We start from the raw sequence: 18,893 nt of genomic DNA on the forward strand, positions 1-18,893 counted from the left end.
GCCGTCAGGGCAGGACTTCGATACCCTCGATCACCACCTCGGGATCGACCAGCCAGAGCGTGATACGATGCCGCCCCGCCGCGACGTCCGGCAGGGTCGTCGTCGCGACCCTCCGGTTCTCGATCACCGAACGGTCCCAGGTGGCGGGCGTCTCATCGGCCATCAGGTTCAGGATGACGGGGGCGCCGTCATCGACCGACACCGCGATCCGGTGCCGCCCGCCGCCGCGCACGTCCAGTCCCGGCGCCGCGACGATCGCGAGCTTGAGCGGCCCGGCGCGCTCGGTGGCCAGGTCATAGACGAGGTGCGGGCTCGCCCCGCCCGGTCGCTCGATGGTCGGCGCGGTGGTCGGCGTGGCGATCATCGCGGCCCCCTCGGCGGTGAAGTTCGCGACACGCTGCCACCTGATGCCGCTGCCATCGACCGCCCGGCCCTGATCGGCTGCGATCCGCTGCACGGCACGGGGCGGCGCGGGTGGCAGGGGGAGCGGCGCGGCGACGGTGGCAAGCGCGGGCATCGCGTCGCTGTCGGGCTGTTGCCAGCCGGTATAGCCGATATGAGTCTGCGCCATCATCGCGGGCCATTTGCCGCCCGCCGTGTCCACCTCGTAACGGCGGCGGATCGCGGCGTCGCGCGCGAAGAAGCCCCGCGCTGCGGCCGCCATCTTCTCCGCCGTCTCCGCATCGCCCGCACTGGCGGCGGCGCGGTTGGCGGCGACCGCCTGATACAGCCGATGCAGGTTCGTCATCGCCTCGATCCGGTGCAGCACCAGTTCGTAATAGGCGTCGCGCCGGTCGGCGGGGATCCGCGTCTCGAGCTTGCGGGCAGCCGCGTCGAGCGCGTTCCACTCGGCCAGCACCCGCGCCCATTCGCCGCCCTGATATTCATAGCTGGTGGCGTCGATCAGCTCGGGCTTTCGACGGCTGGCGAGTTGGCCATAGCGGCGGATCAGTTCGCCGATCTGCGGCCCCTGCGCGGCCCCAAACTGCTGCGTCGCCCAGCGCACCGGATAGCCCTGCATCGCGGACAGGTCCATGCGGTCCGGGTTCCACGCCATGTCCAGGAAGAAGCTGGTCGGATATTCCATCGGCTTCAGGTCACCGACATTGACGATCCACAGCCGGTCCGCGCCATATTGGTGCGCCATCGTCATCTGCTGCCACACACGCGGGATCGCATTGGTGTCCAGCCACTTATAGTTGCGCGGACCGCCGACATAATCGAAGTGATAATAGACGCCCGATCCGCCGACACGCGTCTCGCCAATCGGAGGCAGGCGGCGGATATTGCCCCAATTGTCGTCGGCGAACAGCAGGGTCACGTCGTCGGGAACGCGCATCCCCTTGTCGTAATAATCCTGCACCTCCTTGTAGAGCGCCCAGACCTGCGGCGTCTGCGCGGCCGGGCGTCCGGTCACATCGGCGATGATCCTGCGCTGGTCGGTGACGATCCGTTCGAGCAGCTCGGTCGCGGTCCCCTCGGTCATCGGCTCGTCGCCGTCGCCGCGCATACCGATCGTCACCGGGTCCTCCGCCCGACCGCGCCGCTCTATCCCGAAGCGCCAGAATTTGCGGAGTTCGTCGGTATTCTTCGTATAGTCCCACGCGCCGCCGCCCTGCCGCTTCCACTCGATCTGCGCGCGCTGCATCGGTTCATGGTGCGAGGTGCCCAGCAGCACCCCCATCTCCTGCGCCAGCGGCGCGGTCGCGGGGTCGTCCTGCCACAACGACTTGCCCCACATGGCGGGCCACAGGAAATTCGCCTTAGAGCGGAGCAGCAGGTTGAACACCCGCTCATAGGCCCGGTGGTTGATCCCCCCGAAGCTCTTGCGCGCCCAGCCGCCAAATGCGGGCTCCTCGTCGTTGATGAAGATGCCGCGATATTTGACCACCGGATGATCGGCGACGCGTCCCGCCGTCAAATAGAGCGTCGGATGGCGCTGCGCCGGAACGTCGGCCCACCAGGTCCAGGGGCTGACCCCGGCCTTCGCGCTGATGTCGTACAGGCCATAGATGGTGCCGCGCCGATCCGCCCCCACGATCACCAGCGCCCGCGCGACGCCCGGCATCGGGTTGTCGACCACCTGCTCGACATAGCCCTCCCATTGCCCGGCCAGGCCAGTGACGTCGATCCGTCCCGCCTTGACCAGCGCGTCCACGACCGCGCTGTGCCCCAGCGTCCCGGCAATGACGGTCGCCCCGCCCGCCGCATCCCCCGCCAGCCGGACATCGCCGCCGCCCACCGCCTTCAGGTCGGCGACCAGATCGGTGGCGGCGCGGCGGACGCCGGGCTCGTCCCCCGGATCGACGACCACCGTCGCCACCCGCCCCGGCGCCAGCAGCGACAGGGCGCCCGCCACGTTCCGCTCGCAGGCGACGACCGGTCCCGCACAGGCCGGACGGGTGGCGGCCGCAGCGGCGGCGCCGGGGATCAGCGCGACGAGCGCGGCGGACAATAGCAGGGGGTTCATCGTCTCTCCGGTCTCCCCGTCGTGCAGGACGACCGGGACTATTTTCGTTTGTCTCGCTTACTGTTATCGCTCACAAACCGCAGGCCGCAAGCGTGGATGCGACAAAGAGAGGATCGGGCATGAAGCACTGGACGATGGTGGCCGCGACGGCCGTGATGATCGCGACCGGCGTCCAGGCGCGCGACACCCGCTGGACCCCCGCCTGGGGCTCGTCCCAGGTGCGGGTCGAGGGGGCCAATGCCGACAGGGTGGCCAAGTCCGGTCCCGTCACGATCCGCCAGATCGTCCGCCTGACCGCCGGCGGCAGGGTGCTTCGCCTTCGCCTGTCCAATGTCGCGGGCACCACCCCGCTTCATATCGGCGCGGCGAGCATCGGCCTGACCGCGCCCGGCCGGTCGGACGTCGCCACGCCGCTGGCGGTGACCTTCGACGGCGCGGGCGAGGTCGTGGTGCCGCCGGGGGCCGAACTCTATTCGGACGCGATCGCCCTGCCGGTCGCGGCGGGCGGCGATGTCGCGGTCAGCCTCTATTTCCCCGATCCGGTGACGACCCCGACCGGCCATACCGGCGCACGCTCGACCACCTTCCTGATCGCCGGAGACGCCACCGCCCGGCCCGCCCTGCCCGATGCGCAGAAGATCGGCGGCTGGTGGGCGCTGTCCGATGTCGAGATACGCGACGCGGCGCAGACCGCGACTATCGTCACCATCGGCGACTCGATCACCGACGGCTATGGCATCAAGGACGACAGCAACACCCGCTGGCCCGACGATCTCGCGCAGCGGCTGGCGGTATCGCCCGCCACGCGCCGCTTCTCGGTGGTCAATGCCGGGATCGGCGGCAACCGGATGCTGCTCGACGGGATCGGCCCCAATCTGATGGCGCGGTTCGACCGCGACGTGATCGCGCGACCGGGCGTCAGCCATGCCATTCTGCTGGAAGGGGTCAATGACCTGGGCGTGCTGACCCGCGAGCATCCGGTCGACGCCGCGACCCATCAGGCGATGGTGCGCCGGATCACCGGCGCCTATCGCCAGCTGGCCGAACGCGCCCATGCGCATGGCATCCGCCTGATCGTCGGGACGATCACGCCGTTCCAGGGCAATGATTATTATCATCCCGGCCCCGAGACCGAGGCGGACCGGCAGGCTATCAACCGCTTCATCCGCACGTCGGGGCTGTTCGACGGGGTGATCGATTTCGACCGGGCGGTGCGCGATCCGGCCAGGCCCGACCGGCTGCTGCCCGCCTACGATTCGGGCGATCATCTGCATCCCAGCATGGCGGGCTATCGCGCCATGGCCGAGGCGGTGCCGCTGTCGCTGTTCGCGGCTCCGCGCCGCTGATCAGAAGGCGGCGTCCAGCCCGATGCGCAGCGTGCGGGGGCGCAGCGGCGTCACCTGGTCGCGCCCGGTGGCGAAGGGCGTGCCGAGCGCGAAGCGATTGCCGCGCACATCGGCCAGGTTGGTGACGCTGGCGGTCACCCCGATCGCGCCCAGCCCCAGCCGCGCGGTCAGCCCGCTGTCGAGATAATCGCCCTGGCGCTCGCCCAGGATCGGCCCCACGCCCAGCCGGGACGCCCCGACATAGCGCAGCCAGCCATCGACGCGCAGGTCGCGCCCGCCCGCCAGCATGCGGCGATAGACCAAGCCCGCGCGCGTGGTGACCCGCGCGATATTGGGAATCTGGCTCAACCGCGCCAGCACCGCCGCGCGCGCCGCCGCCGGATCGCCGGCAAGATCCTCGGCCAGCGCGAAGACGCGGGTGCTCGACGGCTCGTCGATCCGGCTGTCATTATAGGACAGCGCCCCCTCGACCCGCAGCCCCTCGGCCAGCCGCGCGCCGACCAGCGCCTCGATCGTCCAGAGCTTTCCGTCGCCGATATTGGCGGTGCTGGGCAGGCCGCCGGAATCGATGAAATCGGCCTGGATGTCGCGCCACGACGTGTGGGCCAGCGTGATCGACCCGTCGAACCGGTCGCGCCCCGGCCGCCCGGTCCGCAACCCCGCCTCGATCGTCGCCACCCGATCGTTGCGGAACCTGCGGACCACCGGCCCCTCGATGGTCAGCCCGCCGGGACGAAATCCCTGCTGATAGCGCAGGAAGAGCTGCGCCCGCGGCGTCAGGTCGATCAGCGCGGAGGCGGCGGGCAGCAGGATCGTCTGCGCGCGCCGCGCCGTCACATCCTGCAACCGCGCCAGCGCCTGCACCGACAGGGCGGAAGGCAGGTCCTCGCCCGCCCCGTCGAGCACCGAATGGGTGACGCGCAGCCCGCCCGTGGTGAGCAGGCCGGGGAGCAGCCGCACGCTCGCCTCGCCATAGAGCGTCGCCTCCTCGACGCCGTTGACCACGCCGGTCCGCGCGACCAGCGCGCCGGGCTCGCCGAACAGGCGGGTCAGCCGGGTGCGGTTATGGACATAGCTGAACCCCGCCAGCCAGCCCGACCCATCGGGCGACGACTGCCACAGCCGGGTCTCGTTCGCCTGCATCCGGGTGACATTGGCCTGGGCGAACAGCTGGACCGGCCCGCCCGGCGGGGTCGCGTCATAGCGTTCCATCAGGTCGTGCGCGGTGATGCCGCTGCTCGAACGGAACCGGACGCGTCCCAGGCGGCCCGACAGGACCAGCTGGGCCTGGCCGAAATCGGCGGAAAAGCCCTCCGCCACCGGCGCGGCGCGGGTCAGCGGGGGGCCGTCGCGATCGGCATATTGGCTGTCGGCGCCGCGTATCCGCTGGCCGATCCCGATCGCCTCCACGCTCCAGCCGCCGCCCAGGTCAAGCCGCGCGGCGGCGCGTCCGCCTTCGATCCGGGTGCGGTTGACATCGGTCCGGCCGAGCAGCGGCTTGTCGATATAGCCGCCCTCGCTCGCGGTATCGGCGACGATCCGGATCGCCAGCCGGTCGGCGATGACCGGCATGTTGAGCACCGCCTGCGCATCCACCCCCGGCGCGCCCCGCGCGGTGGCCGACCCGCCCAGCATCACCGATCCCCCGGCCCGCGTCGCATCGGGCGCATTGGGAACCAGCCGGATCAACCCGCCCAGCGACCCCGCGCCGTACAAGGTCCCCTGCGGCCCCTCCAGCACCTCGACCGCCGCCAGATCGGCGAGCCGCAGATCGGGGTCAGGCGCATTGTAGCTAAGCCGCAGATCGCCGAAATATTGCCCCACCGTCGCCTGGGTCGGGCCGGTGAAGCTGGAGTCGGCGATGCCCCGGATGAACAGCTTGTTGCGTCCCGGACCCAGATAGGTCGAGGCGATCACGGTCATCCGGTCCGCCAGCTTGCCCGTGCCGCCCGCGCCGCCGAGCTCCAGATCGCCGCCCGCGACCTGCACCACCTGCCCCGCGAAATGATCGCGGGTCGTGTCGCGCTTGCTGGCGGTGACGACGACATCGCCGTCCGGCACTTCCGGCGGCGGTGGCGGCGGCGGCGCGGACCGGCGGCGATGCGGGATCGCGATCCGGGGCCGCGCCCTGGGGAGCAGCCGCCAGCTGCCGGGGCCGAGCGCCTCGACCCGCGCATCGCTGCGCTCGGCGATCAGCGCCAGCGCCCGCTCCACCGACATGCGGCCCCGCAGGGCGGGCAGCGCGCGGGACCAGAGGCGCGCATCGGGCACCACGATATTGGCATGCGCCCTTTGCCCCAGCGCCATCACCTGGGTCGCGACGGTCCCGCCGGGCAGGTCGAGGGGCAGGCGCTCGGCCGCCGTCGCCGTCGTCGCGCAAGCCGCGACGGTCGCCGTCAGGACCGCGAACCCCGCCCCCGATAATCTCACCCGCGCGGTTCCAGCATCCACCCGGCCGCCTGGCGACGGACCCGCACGTCGAGCAACCGGCCCAGCAGGTCGGGCTGCTCCCGCACCGCGTCCAGCTCGATGGTGCCGCGAAATCCCCGGTCGGCAATGGCGGGCATGACGGCGACCGGCTGGCGGAGGAAGCGCGAGAGGTCTTCGGCGACCTCGGCCAAAGGCGCCCCGTCATAGGCCAGCCGCCCCTGCCGCCAGCCGCCGACCTGTTCGACCGCGACCGGCTGGCGGATCAGCCGATCCCCCTCCGCCACCACCGCCTGTCCGGGGGTCAGGCGAAGTGCGGCACCCTTCGGATCGACCATGACGGCGCCCTCGGCCACCGCCACCCGCATGGCGCGCGCGCCCAGCCTGACGTCGAAGACGGTGCCGAGATCGGTCAGCCCGATGCCCCGCGCCTCGACCGCAAAGGGATGCGCGGCGTCGTGCCGCACCTCGAACAGGGCCTCGCCCCGGTCGACCACGGCGCGGCGTCGATCCGCCCGGTCCAGCGTGACGCGCGATCCCCCGGCCAGCATGATCCGGCTGCCGTCGGGCAAGGCGATGTGCCGCATTTCCCCGGCCGCGGTCTCGACGGCATAGGGCTGCGGCCGGTCGAGCCAGAGCGGGACGCCGACCATCCCGACCAGCGCCGCCGCGACCGCGCCGCCGATCCAGCCCAGCGGTCGCCACCGCCGGGCGGGCATGACGGGTTCGTCGTCGACGACGACCGGCGCCGCCATGACATCGGGATGCGCCGCCAGCGCGTCCGCCGCATCCAGCAGCATCGCCGCGGCGCGATCATAGCGTCCGGCATGATCCGGATCGGCCTCCAGCCAATCGGTGAAGGCGTCCCAGTCGGCCGATGCCGGATCGGCCATGCGCAGCGCCCAATCGATCGCGACCGTGTCGATCGTCGCATCGGGCGGGGATTGCGGGGGCTGGCTCATCCAATCTGTTCCTTGAGCGCGGCGAGCGCGTGCGCCGCCATGCGAAGATCGCTTTCGACGGTGCTGATACTGATGCCGAGTTCGGCGGCGATCTGCTTTTGCGGCACCCCCTCCACCCGTGCGCGCCGGAACACCAGCGCGGGCCGCTCGCCCAGCGCCGCCAGCGTCGCGGCGATCCGCTCGGCGGTCTGGCGCGCGACCACGGCGCGTTCGGCGGCGGGGGCGTCGGTATCGCCCGCCTGCTGCCCCTCGGCCCAGTCCCGCTCGCGCCGCTCGGCCTGTCGGCTGGCCCGGTAACGATCGATCATCAGCATGTCCGCCGCGCGGTAGAGATAGGCCAGCGGATTGGCGATCGGCCCGTCCATCCGCCCCGACACCTTCAACCACAGGTCCTGGACCAGATCCTCGGCCGCGTCGCCCGCCCCGCGCGCGCCCAGAAAGCGCACGAGCCTGTCGCGATTGGCGAGGAAGACGGCCTCGATCCCGGTGGGCGGCATGCTGGTGACCGAAGAAAGGGAAAGGGAATGTCGTGGTTTAGCCGAAGAGCCCCGATGTGGAAAGGAGCCCCACCCAAGGACGGGGTGGGGCTCCGAACGCCCGCGTGCGCTACAGGGGTGATGCACGCGGGCGAACTCGCCTAGAAGGCGAATTGGAGGGCCGCGCGCGCCGCCAGCGCCACGTTGCCCAATCTCTGTTCGGCATTGACCTCGCCGCTCAACCGTATCTCGCTGGTCCCGGTGATCGCGCGCACCCGGCCGACCCAGCCGCCGCGACGCGCCTCGGGATCGAGGATGAAGGGCGTGCCGTCGCCGAAGCTGGCGATCGTGCGGCCCAGCGCCCCGGCGACGCGCTCGCGCCGTCCGCCCTCGATCTCCAGGCGGCTCCACTGGTCATAGCGGTTGTCGCCGCCGAAATTGATGCCCGCCGCGACGCTGGCGGTGACCGCCAGTTCGTCGCTGCTCCGCTTGCGCACGGTCAGGTCATACCCCGTCCCGCCGCCGCTCTCGCGATAGCCGTCCTCGTTCAGGCGGTAATAGTCCAGGGCCAGGATGGGCCGGACGCTGAACTGGCCCGCCCAATGTTCCCACGACACCGATCCCGACCCCGAATAGAGCATACCCTTCCAGTCGGCGGTCGCGCGGCGCTGGACCGCTTCCGATCCCACCACGCCGTTGAACTGACGCTGCGACCCGAAGGACAGGAACGCCGCCGAGGCGCGGGCCTGGCTCGCCAGGGCACCCCAGCGCGCGCGCCAGAAACCGGCCAGCTCATATTGGCTGTGGTCGACGCGGTTGACCGCCGAGCCTTCATTGTCGCGACCGCTCATATAGGACAGCGAGGCGCCGAAATTGCCCGCATCGGTCTTGTGCTCGATGCCGCCGCTGATCCCCCAGCCGCGCACGTCATAGCTGCGGGTCGAGCGCGTGCCCTTGGACGCGTCCCAGCCGATCGGGGTCAGCCAATAGCCCCATTTGCCCTCTTCGCTGAACTCGCCCGCCGGTTCGCGCAACTGCGCGGCGGCGGTGCGCGAGGCCAGCGTCACGCTTTCGAACACGCCGCCGCTGTAATTGGGCAGCATCTGCTCGATCGCGCCCCGGAACGCCGCGCCGTCGTAAATGCCCCGGATCGCGTCGGACAGCTTGGCGTCCTTTGCGATCGCGGTGTCGATCGCGTCGAAGGCGCTGACGCCCGCACGGTTCAGGCCCAGTTCGGTCTTGGCCTTGCGCGTGACGTCGACCGCGATCTCATTGGATTGCGTGGCGACGATCGCTCCCTTGTAGAGGAACGGCATCGCACTCGCGGCCAGGGTCAGGTTGTTCGCGCCGGTCAGCGTGCCCGACCGCAACACGACATAGCGCCCCGTCACGTCGGTCCCGCCCGACACACGAAGGGCCAGCTGGCTGTTGGCGCCGATCACCGTCGCGCCGCCGACCTGGATCAGGTTGCCGGTCGGATTGGCCTTGTCCAGCGCCACGCTCAGGATCGACTGGTCGCCCAGCGTCAGCGAGCCGATGCTGGATACGCCGTTGGCCGCGAAGGTGCCGCCGCCGCTGGCGACCGTCACCGCGACATGGCCCGCATTGGCTAGCCGACCGGCAAAGACGCCCTTGCCGGTGATCGACAGCAGATCCTGGCCCTGGCCCGCGAAATCGGCGACGCCGTCGAACCGCGCGCTGCCGCCGACGACCAGCGTGTCGGCGCCGGTGCCGAAGGTCGCGGTGCCCGCATAGGTGCCGCCGCTCATCTCCAGCCGGTTGTTGCCCGCGCCGAAGCTCACATCGCCGCTGACCGAGCCGCCCGCAATCTCCAGGCTGTCATTGCCGCTGCCAAAGCGGATCGCCCCGCTGATGCTCGGCGCGGTGGCGCCGGTCGCGGGGGCGAGCTGCCGGACGACGGCGCCGCTGGTGTTCGCCGACAGGTCGATGGCGATGCTACGCGAGGAATCGCCCCCCGCCGCGGCGATCGAGCCGCCATTCTCGATCAGGGTCAGCCCGCCCGAGCGATCGAGGATCGCGGTGGCGGAAGCGCCGGTCGCGCTGGCCTTGATCGCGCCGGTGTTGCGGAGCGTCGGGACCGATGCGCCGCTATCGATCAGGATCGCGGTCGTCATCGCGCTCGCCGCGCCCCCGCCGGTCGCGGTCACGCTGCCGCCGACCTGAAGCTGCGGGGTCGAGGCGCCCGTGCCGAAGCGGATGGCGGTCGCCTCCGCGCCATTCGCCGTCGCCTGCACGGTGCCGCCGACGGAGACGCCCTGCGCGATCTGCACCGCGCCGCCCAGCCCACCGATCGACAGCGCGGTCGCGCGCACGCCGCTATAGACGCCCGCCGCCGACACACGCCCGTTGACGACCAGCCCCGCCGCCGGGGTGGTGCCGCCGGTCGCGCCGATGACGACCGCCCGGTTCGCCGCGCCGATCTGCATCGTCGGCGCCGCGCCGCTGGTGATCAGGTCGGCCGCCTTGCCCGTCACATTGCCCAGCGTGATGCCGCCCGCGACATTGCCGGCGACGACCAGCGCCGATCCACCCTGGAGCAGGTCGTCACGGTCCAGCTTCGACACATCGGCGGGCGGGGTGGTGTAGCGATAGCCGGTCGACCCGATCCCGCCCTCGACGGTCAGCGCCCCGCCGACATCGCCGTCGATCCGCGCGCCGACCGCATTCTCGCCGACCGCGACGATGCTGCCGCCCAGCGTCACATTGCCCGAGACCGCCCCGGTCTGCACGCCCACCGAACGATCGCCCAGCACGTTGATCTTGCCCGACTGGACGAGACTGCCGGTCAGCGGACCGCCGAGCGCGATCCCGGCGGAATCGGTGCCCTTGATCGTGATCTCGCCGCTATTGGTGATGGTGCCGGTGAACGCGCCATCGGTGCGAATGCCATAGCGGCGTGCGCCCTGTGCGAAGGGGCCGTCCAGGTCGCCGTCCTTGTCGACATCGACCGCCGTATAGCGTTCGTCGATGATGATCTTGCCGGTGTTGGTGATCTGGCCGTTCACGCCCGCCGCCGCACCGATGCCGGTCGAATCGTTGGCGTCGGTGATCTGGATCGTCCCGGCATTGGCGACCTTGTTGTTGCTGTCGATGCGGACGGCGGTGCCGCCGGTCGGGACCACGCTGCCCGCCGCCGTGATGCTGACATCGGCGGCCGCGCCGTTGTTGACGGTGGCGGTGCGGACCGGCGTCGTGCGTTTGGTGTCGATCACGGTCTGGGCCGAGGCGGCCGCTCCCGCCGCCAGCGCGAGCGTGGCGGTCGAGGCGAAGAGCAGGCGATGCACGGATGAGGTCCCCTTTATGTCCCTTTTGCCCCTCCAGACGGAGCCACGGCCCCCGATCCTTGCCGCCCGGATTAAAATTTTGTCAGGTTGCCCGGCGGTGTTGACGATTGCCCTGCGGAGGATCACAGGGCCGGGCAGATGCGGGGCCCCCCGCGTCGTTCCAGAAAGCGAGAACATGTCCAGCGACAGTTCCAGTAGCGCCGCACGCCTCGGGCCCGTTCGCTAGTTTTCGTGACTGGCTTTCGTCCGCCCGGGTCGTGCGGACGAAAGGTTTGAAATGGTCAACGATCTGATTGCCGGCGTCGCCGCCGGTTTCCGTTCCTCGCGGCGCGGCCTGTCCATCGCCGATCTCGTCGATACGTTGCAGTCGCTGCCGGTCGCGGAGGCCGCCGACGCCCTGTCGCAAATGCCCGATGCGCGCGCCGTGGCGGTCCTCGACAGCCCCGAACTCCGCTGCGCGTCCGAAATCCTGCCGCTGCTGACCACCGCGCGCGCCGCCGCGCTGGTGTCGCAAATGGCCGAGGACCGCGCCGCCGACGTGCTCTCCGAAATGGACGAGGACGATGCCGCCGCGATCCACGCCGCGCTCCCCGCCCCGATCCGCGCATCGATCGACACGCTGCTCCGCTGGCCGCCCGACAGCGCGGGCGGCATGATGACGACCGAATATGTCGCCGCCTCCGCCGACGCCACCGTCGGCGAGGTGCTGGCGCATATTCGCACCGTCGAGCGCAGCCGCGAGACCGTCTATTCGGTCTTCCTGCTCGAACCGCAGGGGCGGCTGGTCGCGACCGTCTCGCTGCGCCAGCTGATCGCCGCCGAGCCGGAATCACTGGCGATCGAGCTGGCGCGCGGCCATGACCCGATCACCGTCGCGCCGACCACCGACCGCGAGGAGGTGGCGCACATGATCCGCCGCCACGATCTGCTCGCCCTGCCCGTCATCGACGAACAGGGTCGCCCGATCGGCATCGTCACGGTCGACGACGTGCTCGACGCGCTGGTCGCCGCGCATACCGAGGATACGCAGAAGTTCGGCGGCGTCGAGGCGCTCGACAATCCCTATCTGGAAACCGGCTTCCTCGCGATGATCCGCAAGCGCGCCGGGTGGCTGAGCATCCTGTTCTTCTCGGAGATGCTGACCGCCAGCGCGATGCAGCATTTCGAATCCGAGCTGGAGCGCGCGGTCGTCCTGACCCTGTTCATCCCGCTCATCATGAGCTCGGGCGGCAATAGCGGCAGCCAGGCGACCTCGCTGATCATCCGGGCACTCGCGCTGGGCCAGGTGCGGCTGCGCGACTGGTGGCGGGTGGCGCTGCGCGAACTGCCCGCCGGGCTGACGCTGGGGGCGATCCTGGGGATGCTTGGCATCGCGCGGATCGCGCTGTGGCAGACGCTGGGCTTCTATGATTACGGCCCGCACTGGGTGCTGGTGGCGACGACGGTCGGCACCGGGCTGGTCGGCATCGTCACCTTCGGCTCGCTGGCAGGATCGATGCTGCCCTTCCTGCTCCAGCGGCTGGGCTTCGACCCCGCCAGCGCCTCGGCCCCGTTCGTCGCGACGCTGGTCGATGTGACCGGGCTGGTGATCTATTTCACGATCGCGCTGGCGATCCTGTCCGGCACGTTGCTCTAACGCCGCCAGTAGCGGACATAATCGACCTCCATGCGCTGGGGCAGCGCGGCGTCGTCCACGCCCTTCTTGCCGCCCCAGTCGCCCCCGACCGCCAGGTTCAGGATCAGCGAATAGGGGCGAGTGAAGGGCCAGGCCGCCGCGCCACCCGGCCGGTCGTTCCTCACCCGCATATAGGCGCGGCCATCGACGCCGATGGTGATCGCCTGCGGCGTCCAGTCGAGCTGATAGCGGTGAAAGGCGGTGCACGCCCCCGGCACCGGCGTCTCGGCCCCACGCTGCGTGCCCAGCCGGTGGTTATAGGCCGCCGAGTGGACGGTCGCATGGATCACGTCCGGGTTCCAGCCGACCATCTCCATGATGTCGATCTCGCCCCCGTCGGGCCAGCGCGAGCCGTCCATCGGCAGCAGCCAGATGGCGGGCCACATGCCGCGCCCGCATGGCAGCCTGGCGCGCACCTCATAGAAACCATAGCCAAGCGGCCTTTGCGTCACCAGCTTTGCCGAACTGTACTTCTGGCCGCCCCAGTCGGCCTCGTCGCGCAGGGCCTCGGCCTTCGCCTCGATCACCAGCGCGCCGTGTTCGACCCGCGCATTGGCGCGGTCCGGCCCGGCATAATATTGCAGCTCGTTGTTCGGCCAGCCCTTGCGGTTCTGGCTGACATCCCAGCGCCAGCGCGTGGGGTCGATGCGGCGGCCGAATTCGTCCCCAAAGCTGGGCGCGGTGCGGGGGGCGGTCATCGGCCCGGCAAATCCGTAATTGGTCGCGCCGAGTGTATCGGTCCGGACAGGGGCTTGCGTCTGCTGTGCCGCCCCGCCCGTCGCCAGCGCCGCCACACCGGCCAGCACCAGCCATCCCCGCCCGATCATCGGCCATCCTCCCATCTCGTCCGGCCGCCAGCCTAGCCCCGCCCATCGGCGAAAGCCATGCTGGCGGCCTGCGGGAAATCAGCCTGCAATCGTAAAAACCGACCCGGAATCAACGCGTATGCCCGCACCGTTGATGAAGCTCGCCCGCTCCGACACCAGGAAGGCGACGGCGGCGGCAACCTCTTCGGGGCGGCCGCGCCGCTTCAGCACCATGCCGGGACGCTCTTCGTCGAGGAAGGTCGCGATCGCCTCGTCGAAGCTGACGCCCTTTTCCTCGGCGCGCTTCTGCATCATCGCATCGGTCATCGGCGTCGCGATAAAGGCCGGGGAGACGGTGTTCACCAGCACATTGTCCGCGCCATAAGCCTTGGACAGCCCTTTCGCCAGGCTGAGGATTCCCGCCTTCGCCGCGCAATAGGGGAGTTCGTCGACATAGGGCTGCACCGCATCCTCGGAGGCGAAGAGGACGATCCGCCCCCATCCCTTGCGACGCATCGCCGGGATCGCCTCGCGGCACATGCGCACCGCGCCCATCAGGTCGATGTCGAGCGTCTCCAGCCAGCCCTTGTCGTCGATCTCCAGGAAATCGCCGGTCGCGCCGGTGACTCCCGCCGCGTTGACATAGATGTCCGGCTCGCCCAGCCGCTCGCGCACCTCGCGCCAGATCGCGGCGACCTGATCGGGCTTGGTGACGTCGCCGGTCACCGCCACGATCTCGCCCAGCGGTGTCAGTTCGTCCACCGCCTGGTCCATCGTGCCGCCCGGCTTGTCGGTCAGCGCGACGCGAACCCCGGCTTCGAGCAGCAGCCGCGCGGTTTCCTTACCCATGCCCGAATCCGCGCCGCTGATCAGTGCGATGCGGCCCTTGATGCCCAGATCCATTCACCTTCTCCCTCGCATGTCCCGGTCCGTAAGGGGCGAGACGGCATAGGGTTCCGCCGCGAGCGATCCGGTAAATGCCTGATCCGTCACGGAACGACGCCGCACCCCGCCCGTTCGGAACTGGCAATTTCAGGGGATGCCATCGTCCGTGCGCAAGCTGTCCGACACCCAGATCGCCACCATGCCGCCGGTCGGCGACGGCCCCATACCCCTGCTCGGCATCGCCGAACTGGCGGCGGGCGTCGCCGGGCATCTGGCGAAGGACGATGTCCTCCTCGCCGTCACCGACGAGACGCGCGCCATTGCGGTCGCGCGGATGCTGGCCGCGATGGCGCCCGACGCGACGGTGCTGTTCTGTCCCGGATCGGATGCGCTACCCGGTGACGACGCCCCCGCCTCCCCCGCCAATGTCGGCCAGCGCGTCTCCGCGCTTCACGGCGTGCGGGTGGCGCTGGCGCAGCCCAGGCGGGGCCGGATCGCGCTGGTCACCTCGGGCGAGGCGCTGGCACAGCCCCTGCCCTCGCCCGCGACCTTCGATGCCGAACCGCCCTGCGTCGCGACGGGCGAGCCATGCGAGTTGGCCGCGTTGTATGCGACGCTGATCGACCTGGGCTATGTCGCCGACGAGCGGGTGGACGAACCCGGCGAGATCGCGTTGCGCGGGCAGGTCCTCGACATCTTTCCCGCCGATGCCGAACAGCCGCTGCGGATCGAGGTCGGCGACGACCGGATCGTGGCGATCCGCGCCTATGACCCCGCCGACCAGCGCAGCACCGGCGATATCGCCCGGCGCGAACTCGGCCGCGTCGCGGAGCCGGTGCAGGGCGACCGAACCAGCAGCCTGCTGGACCATCTGCCCGATGCGCTGGTCATCGTCGAGCCGGGCGCGGACGAGCGGCGCCGCCGTCTGCTGCTGCTCAGCGCCGATGTCGCCAGGCGCGGCTCGAAGCGCGCCGCGCGGGACATGATCGGTGACGCGGCCTGGAAAGACGCGCTGGCTGGGCGCCGCACCGCCACCATCCCGCGCGATGGCGAGGAGCCGCCCCGCTTCGTCGAGACGCGCGCGCCGCTACGCGACTTCGCCAGGCTCGCCCGCCCCGCGCTCGACGCCGGGGACCGGGTCGTGCTGATCGGCAGCGAGCGCGATCTTCGCTTCCTGGGGCGCCGCGTCGACCATGTCCTGAAGGCCGAGGCGAAGCGGGTCGAGGGCTGGCGACAGGCGACCAGGGCCAGACGGGGCTCGCTGCTGACCCTGGTCGCTCCGGCCGAGCGGGGGTTCCGGCGCAAGGGGATCATCGCCATCGCCGCCGCCGACCTGCTGGGCAGTCGCGCCGATCGCGGCGACGGCGGCACGCCGCATGTCGACCTGTCGCTGATCCAGACCGCCGAGATCCGCGTCGGCGATACCGTCATCCATGAGGATCATGGCATCGCGACGGTGGCGGGCATCGTCCCGCTCGACGGGCAGGACGGGGTGCAGGGCGATGCGATCAAGCTGGTCTATGCCAAGTCCGCGACCCGTCTGGTCCCGGTCGCCGAGGCCGATCGGCTGTGGCGCTATGGCGGCGAGGACGACGTGGTCAGGCCCGACACGCTGGACGGCAAGAGCTGGCAGGAGCGGCGCGGCGACATCGACGCCGCGATCGCGCAGACCGCCCGCCAGCTGACCGATATGGCGGCGGACCGGGCCGAGCGTCATGCCCCGGTGCTCGATCCGCCGGTGGCCGACTATGAGCGTTTCGCCGCCGGTTTCCCGTTCAGCGAAACCCCCGACCAGCTGACCGCGATCGAGGCGGTGCGCGCCGACCTTGCCTCCGGGCGGCCGATGGACCGACTGGTGGTCGGCGATGTCGGCTATGGCAAGACCGAGGTCGCATTGCGCGCCGCCGCCATCGCCGCGCTCGCGGGCCGCCAGGTCGCGCTCGCCGCGCCGACCACGGTGCTGGCCCGCCAGCATCTCGACAGCTTTACCGCGCGGTTCGAGGGGACCGGCGTCACCGTCGCCGGGCTGTCGCGCCTGTCGACCGCCGCCGAGAAGCGCCGCGTCAAGGCGGGGCTGGCCGATGGCAGCATCCGGGTAGTGATCGGCACCGGCGCGGTGGCGGGCAAGGGCGTCGCTTATCGGGACCTGGCGCTGGTGATCGTCGACGAGGAACAGCGGTTCGGCGCGGGCGACAAGGCGCGGCTGCAGGAACTGTCCGCCGGTCATGTCCTGACCCTGTCGGCCACCCCCATTCCCCGCACGCTGCAATCGGCGCTGGTCGGCTTGCGGCGACTGTCGATCATCGCGACGCCACCGGCGCGGCGGCAACCCATCCGCACGGCGGTGTCGCGCTTCTCGCCCGAGACGCTGCGCGCCGCGCTGCTGCGCGAACGGTCGCGCGGCGGACAGAGCTTCGTCGTGGTGCCGCGCATCGCCGACATGGCCCCGCTGGCCGAGCGGCTGGCCACGCTGGTCCCCGAGCTGGAGATCCTCCATGCCCATGGCAAATTGCCCGCCGCCGACATCGATGACGTGATGGTTCGCTTCGGTCGGGGCGATGGCGACGTGCTGCTGGCGACCAACATCATCGAGGCGGGGCTGGACGTCCCCCGCGCCAACACCATGGCGATCGTCCATGCCGATCGCTTCGGCCTGTCCCAGCTCCACCAGCTGCGCGGCCGGGTCGGGCGCGGTCATCGGCGGGGCCAGGTGCTGCTGTTCACCGAGGCGGAGGACGCCATCGCCCCGCGCACCCTGAAGCGGCTGCGCACGCTCGAGGCGTTCGACCGGCTGGGGGCGGGGTTTGCGATCAGCGCGCGCGACCTCGACATGCGCGGCGCGGGCGAGCTGCTGGGCGATACCCAGGCCGGGCATATGCGGCTGATCGGCGTCGAGCTGTACCAGCAACTGCTGGAGGATGCGCTGCGCACCGCGCGCGGCGAAACGGTCGAGCGCTGGACGCCCGACCTGCGTCTGGGGGTCGAGGGGCGGCTGCCCGAGGACTGGATACCCGATGAGGATCTGCGCATCTCGCTTTATGCCCGGCTGGGTCGGCTGCGCGACGATGCGGCGATCGACGGGTTCGAGGCGGAGCTGGAGGACCGGTTCGGCACTTTGCCCGAGGATGCGCGCATCCTGCTGGCCACCGCCCGGCTGCGCGAGCGGATGCGGGAACTGGGCATCGCACGCATCGATGCCGGTCCGGCCGCGATCGCGTTGACCCCGCATGGCGAGGATGCCGATCTGGCGCAGGTGGAGGGGCTGGTCGAGAAGGACGGCCGCTATCTGCTGAAGGAGCGCCATGACGACCCGACCGAGCGGCTGGAGCGGCTGGCGACGCTGCTCGGATAAAGGCCGCCGCTTATCCCAGGCGATTGGCGGCGCGCGCGCGGCCGCCTAATCCTGGCCGCCAAAGTCAAAGAGGATGATCCCGATGCCCTTCCCCGCCCCCTATGCCGCCGATCCGGCGCGCTATGACGGTCGCATGCCCTATCGCCGCTGCGGGCGAAGCGGGTTGAAGCTGCCCGCGATCAGCCTGGGACTATGGCAGAATTTCGGAGGCGCCGACGTGTTCGAGACCGGCCGGGCAATCCTGCGCCGCGCCTTCGACCGGGGGGTCACCCATTTCGACCTGGCGAACAATTACGGCCCGCCTTACGGATCGGCGGAGGAGAACTTCGGCCGCGTCCTCGCCAGCGATTTCGCCGCGCATCGCGACGAGCTGATCGTCTCGACCAAGGCGGGCTGGGACATGTGGCCCGGCCCCTATGGCGATATCGGCTCGTCCAAGAAATATCTCATCGCCAGCTGCGACCAGAGCCTGAAGCGGATGGGCCTGGACTATGTCGACATCTTCTATTCGCACCGGGTCGATCCCGACACCCCGCTGGAGGAAACGGTCGGCGCGCTCGTCCAGCTGCACCGGCAGGGCAAGGCGCTCTATATCGGTCTTTCCTCCTACGAACCCGGACTGACCCGGCGGGCGGCGGCGCTGCTGGCGGAGGAGAAGGTGCCGCTGTTCATCCACCAGCCGAGCTATTCGATCCTTAATCGCTGGATCGAGCGCGAGCTGCTGGCCACGCTGGAGGAACTAGGCACGGGCTGCATCGCCTTCTCGCCGCTGGCGCAGGGGATGCTGACCGCCAAATATCTGAACGGCGTGCCGCAGGATGCGCGGGCCAGCCGGGGCGGATCGCTGTCCGAGACATTGCTGACCGAAGACAATCTGGCCGCGATCCGGCGGCTGAACGCGATTGCGGAGGCGCGAGGCCAGACGCTGGCACAAATGGCGATCGCCTGGGTCCTGCGCGATCCCCGGATCACCTCGGCGCTGATCGGGGCGCGCACCGTCGAGCAGCTGGACGACTCGCTCGATGCGGTGAAAAACCTCGACTTCTCGCCGGAAGAGCAAGGCGCGATCGACCGCGCGGCGGAGGATGGCGGCATCAACCTATGGGCCGAATCCTCGGACATCGTCACCCTGCCCGCCGCACAAGGGGTGCCTGCCTGAGATACGGCCCCAATATATAAGGATGCGCCC

11 protein-coding genes are annotated in these 18,893 nt (G+C 70.4%); 4 read left to right on the forward strand and 7 right to left on the reverse strand.

The genetic code is table 11. The features are described 5' to 3' along the window. Positions 1-4 precede the first annotated feature (4 nt). Positions 5-2,470: a glycosyl hydrolase 115 family protein gene (locus ACFX59_RS08165; RefSeq protein ID WP_387431366.1), complete on the reverse strand. Its 2,466-nt coding sequence runs from the start codon at positions 2,468-2,470 to the stop codon at positions 5-7. A gap of 119 nt (positions 2,471-2,589) precedes the next feature. Between ACFX59_RS08165 and ACFX59_RS08170 the strand changes: the two genes are divergently transcribed. Next, positions 2,590-3,816, forward strand: coding sequence for an SGNH/GDSL hydrolase family protein (locus ACFX59_RS08170; RefSeq protein ID WP_387431368.1), 1,227 nt, complete (start codon positions 2,590-2,592; stop codon positions 3,814-3,816). Here ACFX59_RS08170 and ACFX59_RS08175 read toward each other — a convergent pair whose 3' ends face one another. The 4 genes from ACFX59_RS08175 to ACFX59_RS08190 all read right to left on the reverse strand — a co-directional run bounded on the left by ACFX59_RS08175 (position 3,817) and on the right by ACFX59_RS08190 (position 10,986). Beyond that, the gene (locus ACFX59_RS08175; RefSeq protein WP_387431370.1) at positions 3,817-6,246 is read right to left on the reverse strand and encodes a TonB-dependent receptor; all 2,430 of its coding nucleotides are present in this window, start codon (positions 6,244-6,246) and stop codon (positions 3,817-3,819) included. It abuts the gene before it with no gap. Beyond that, complete coding sequence (locus ACFX59_RS08180) at positions 6,243-7,205, reverse strand: FecR family protein (RefSeq protein WP_387431373.1); 963 nt, start codon at positions 7,203-7,205, stop codon at positions 6,243-6,245. The genes ACFX59_RS08175 and ACFX59_RS08180 overlap by 4 nt, the downstream gene beginning before the upstream one ends. After that, complete coding sequence (locus ACFX59_RS08185) at positions 7,202-7,702, reverse strand: RNA polymerase sigma factor (RefSeq protein ID WP_387431375.1); 501 nt, start codon at positions 7,700-7,702, stop codon at positions 7,202-7,204. Before ACFX59_RS08185 ends, ACFX59_RS08180 begins: the two co-directional genes overlap by 4 nt. A gap of 140 nt (positions 7,703-7,842) precedes the next feature. Beyond that, positions 7,843-10,986: an autotransporter domain-containing protein gene (locus ACFX59_RS08190; protein ID WP_387431378.1), complete on the reverse strand. Its 3,144-nt coding sequence runs from the start codon at positions 10,984-10,986 to the stop codon at positions 7,843-7,845. 277 nt (positions 10,987-11,263) lie between these two features. On the opposite strand from ACFX59_RS08190, the gene mgtE reads away from it, so the two are divergent. After that, a complete protein-coding gene (gene mgtE, locus ACFX59_RS08195) occupies positions 11,264-12,622 on the forward strand; it encodes a magnesium transporter (RefSeq protein WP_387431381.1) in 1,359 nt (452 codons plus the stop codon). Here the strand turns inward: mgtE and ACFX59_RS08200 are convergent. Together ACFX59_RS08200 and ACFX59_RS08205 are read right to left on the reverse strand one after the other, a co-directional pair. Continuing rightward, positions 12,619-13,488, reverse strand: a complete 870-nt coding sequence (locus ACFX59_RS08200; protein ID WP_387431383.1) for a family 16 glycosylhydrolase — start codon at positions 13,486-13,488, stop codon at positions 12,619-12,621. The genes mgtE and ACFX59_RS08200 overlap by 4 nt on opposite strands. 78 nt (positions 13,489-13,566) lie before the next feature. Next, positions 13,567-14,370, reverse strand: coding sequence for an SDR family NAD(P)-dependent oxidoreductase (locus tag ACFX59_RS08205; protein WP_387431386.1), 804 nt, complete (start codon positions 14,368-14,370; stop codon positions 13,567-13,569). Between the two features lie 148 nt (positions 14,371-14,518). Between ACFX59_RS08205 and ACFX59_RS08210 the strand changes: the two genes are divergently transcribed. Further along, positions 14,519-17,704 (forward strand): TRCF domain-containing protein, encoded by a 3,186-nt coding sequence (locus ACFX59_RS08210; protein WP_387431389.1) that lies wholly within the window; start codon positions 14,519-14,521, stop codon positions 17,702-17,704. An 82-nt stretch (positions 17,705-17,786) separates the two neighbouring features. Beyond that, a complete protein-coding gene (gene mgrA, locus ACFX59_RS08215; protein WP_387431391.1) occupies positions 17,787-18,863 on the forward strand; it encodes an L-glyceraldehyde 3-phosphate reductase in 1,077 nt (358 codons plus the stop codon). Positions 18,864-18,893 lie beyond the last annotated feature (30 nt).

Origin of the sequence: Sphingomonas sp. NCPPB 2930 (genome assembly GCF_042867205.1) — a bacterium.
Classification (GTDB): Bacteria; Pseudomonadota; Alphaproteobacteria; order Sphingomonadales; family Sphingomonadaceae; genus Sphingomonas.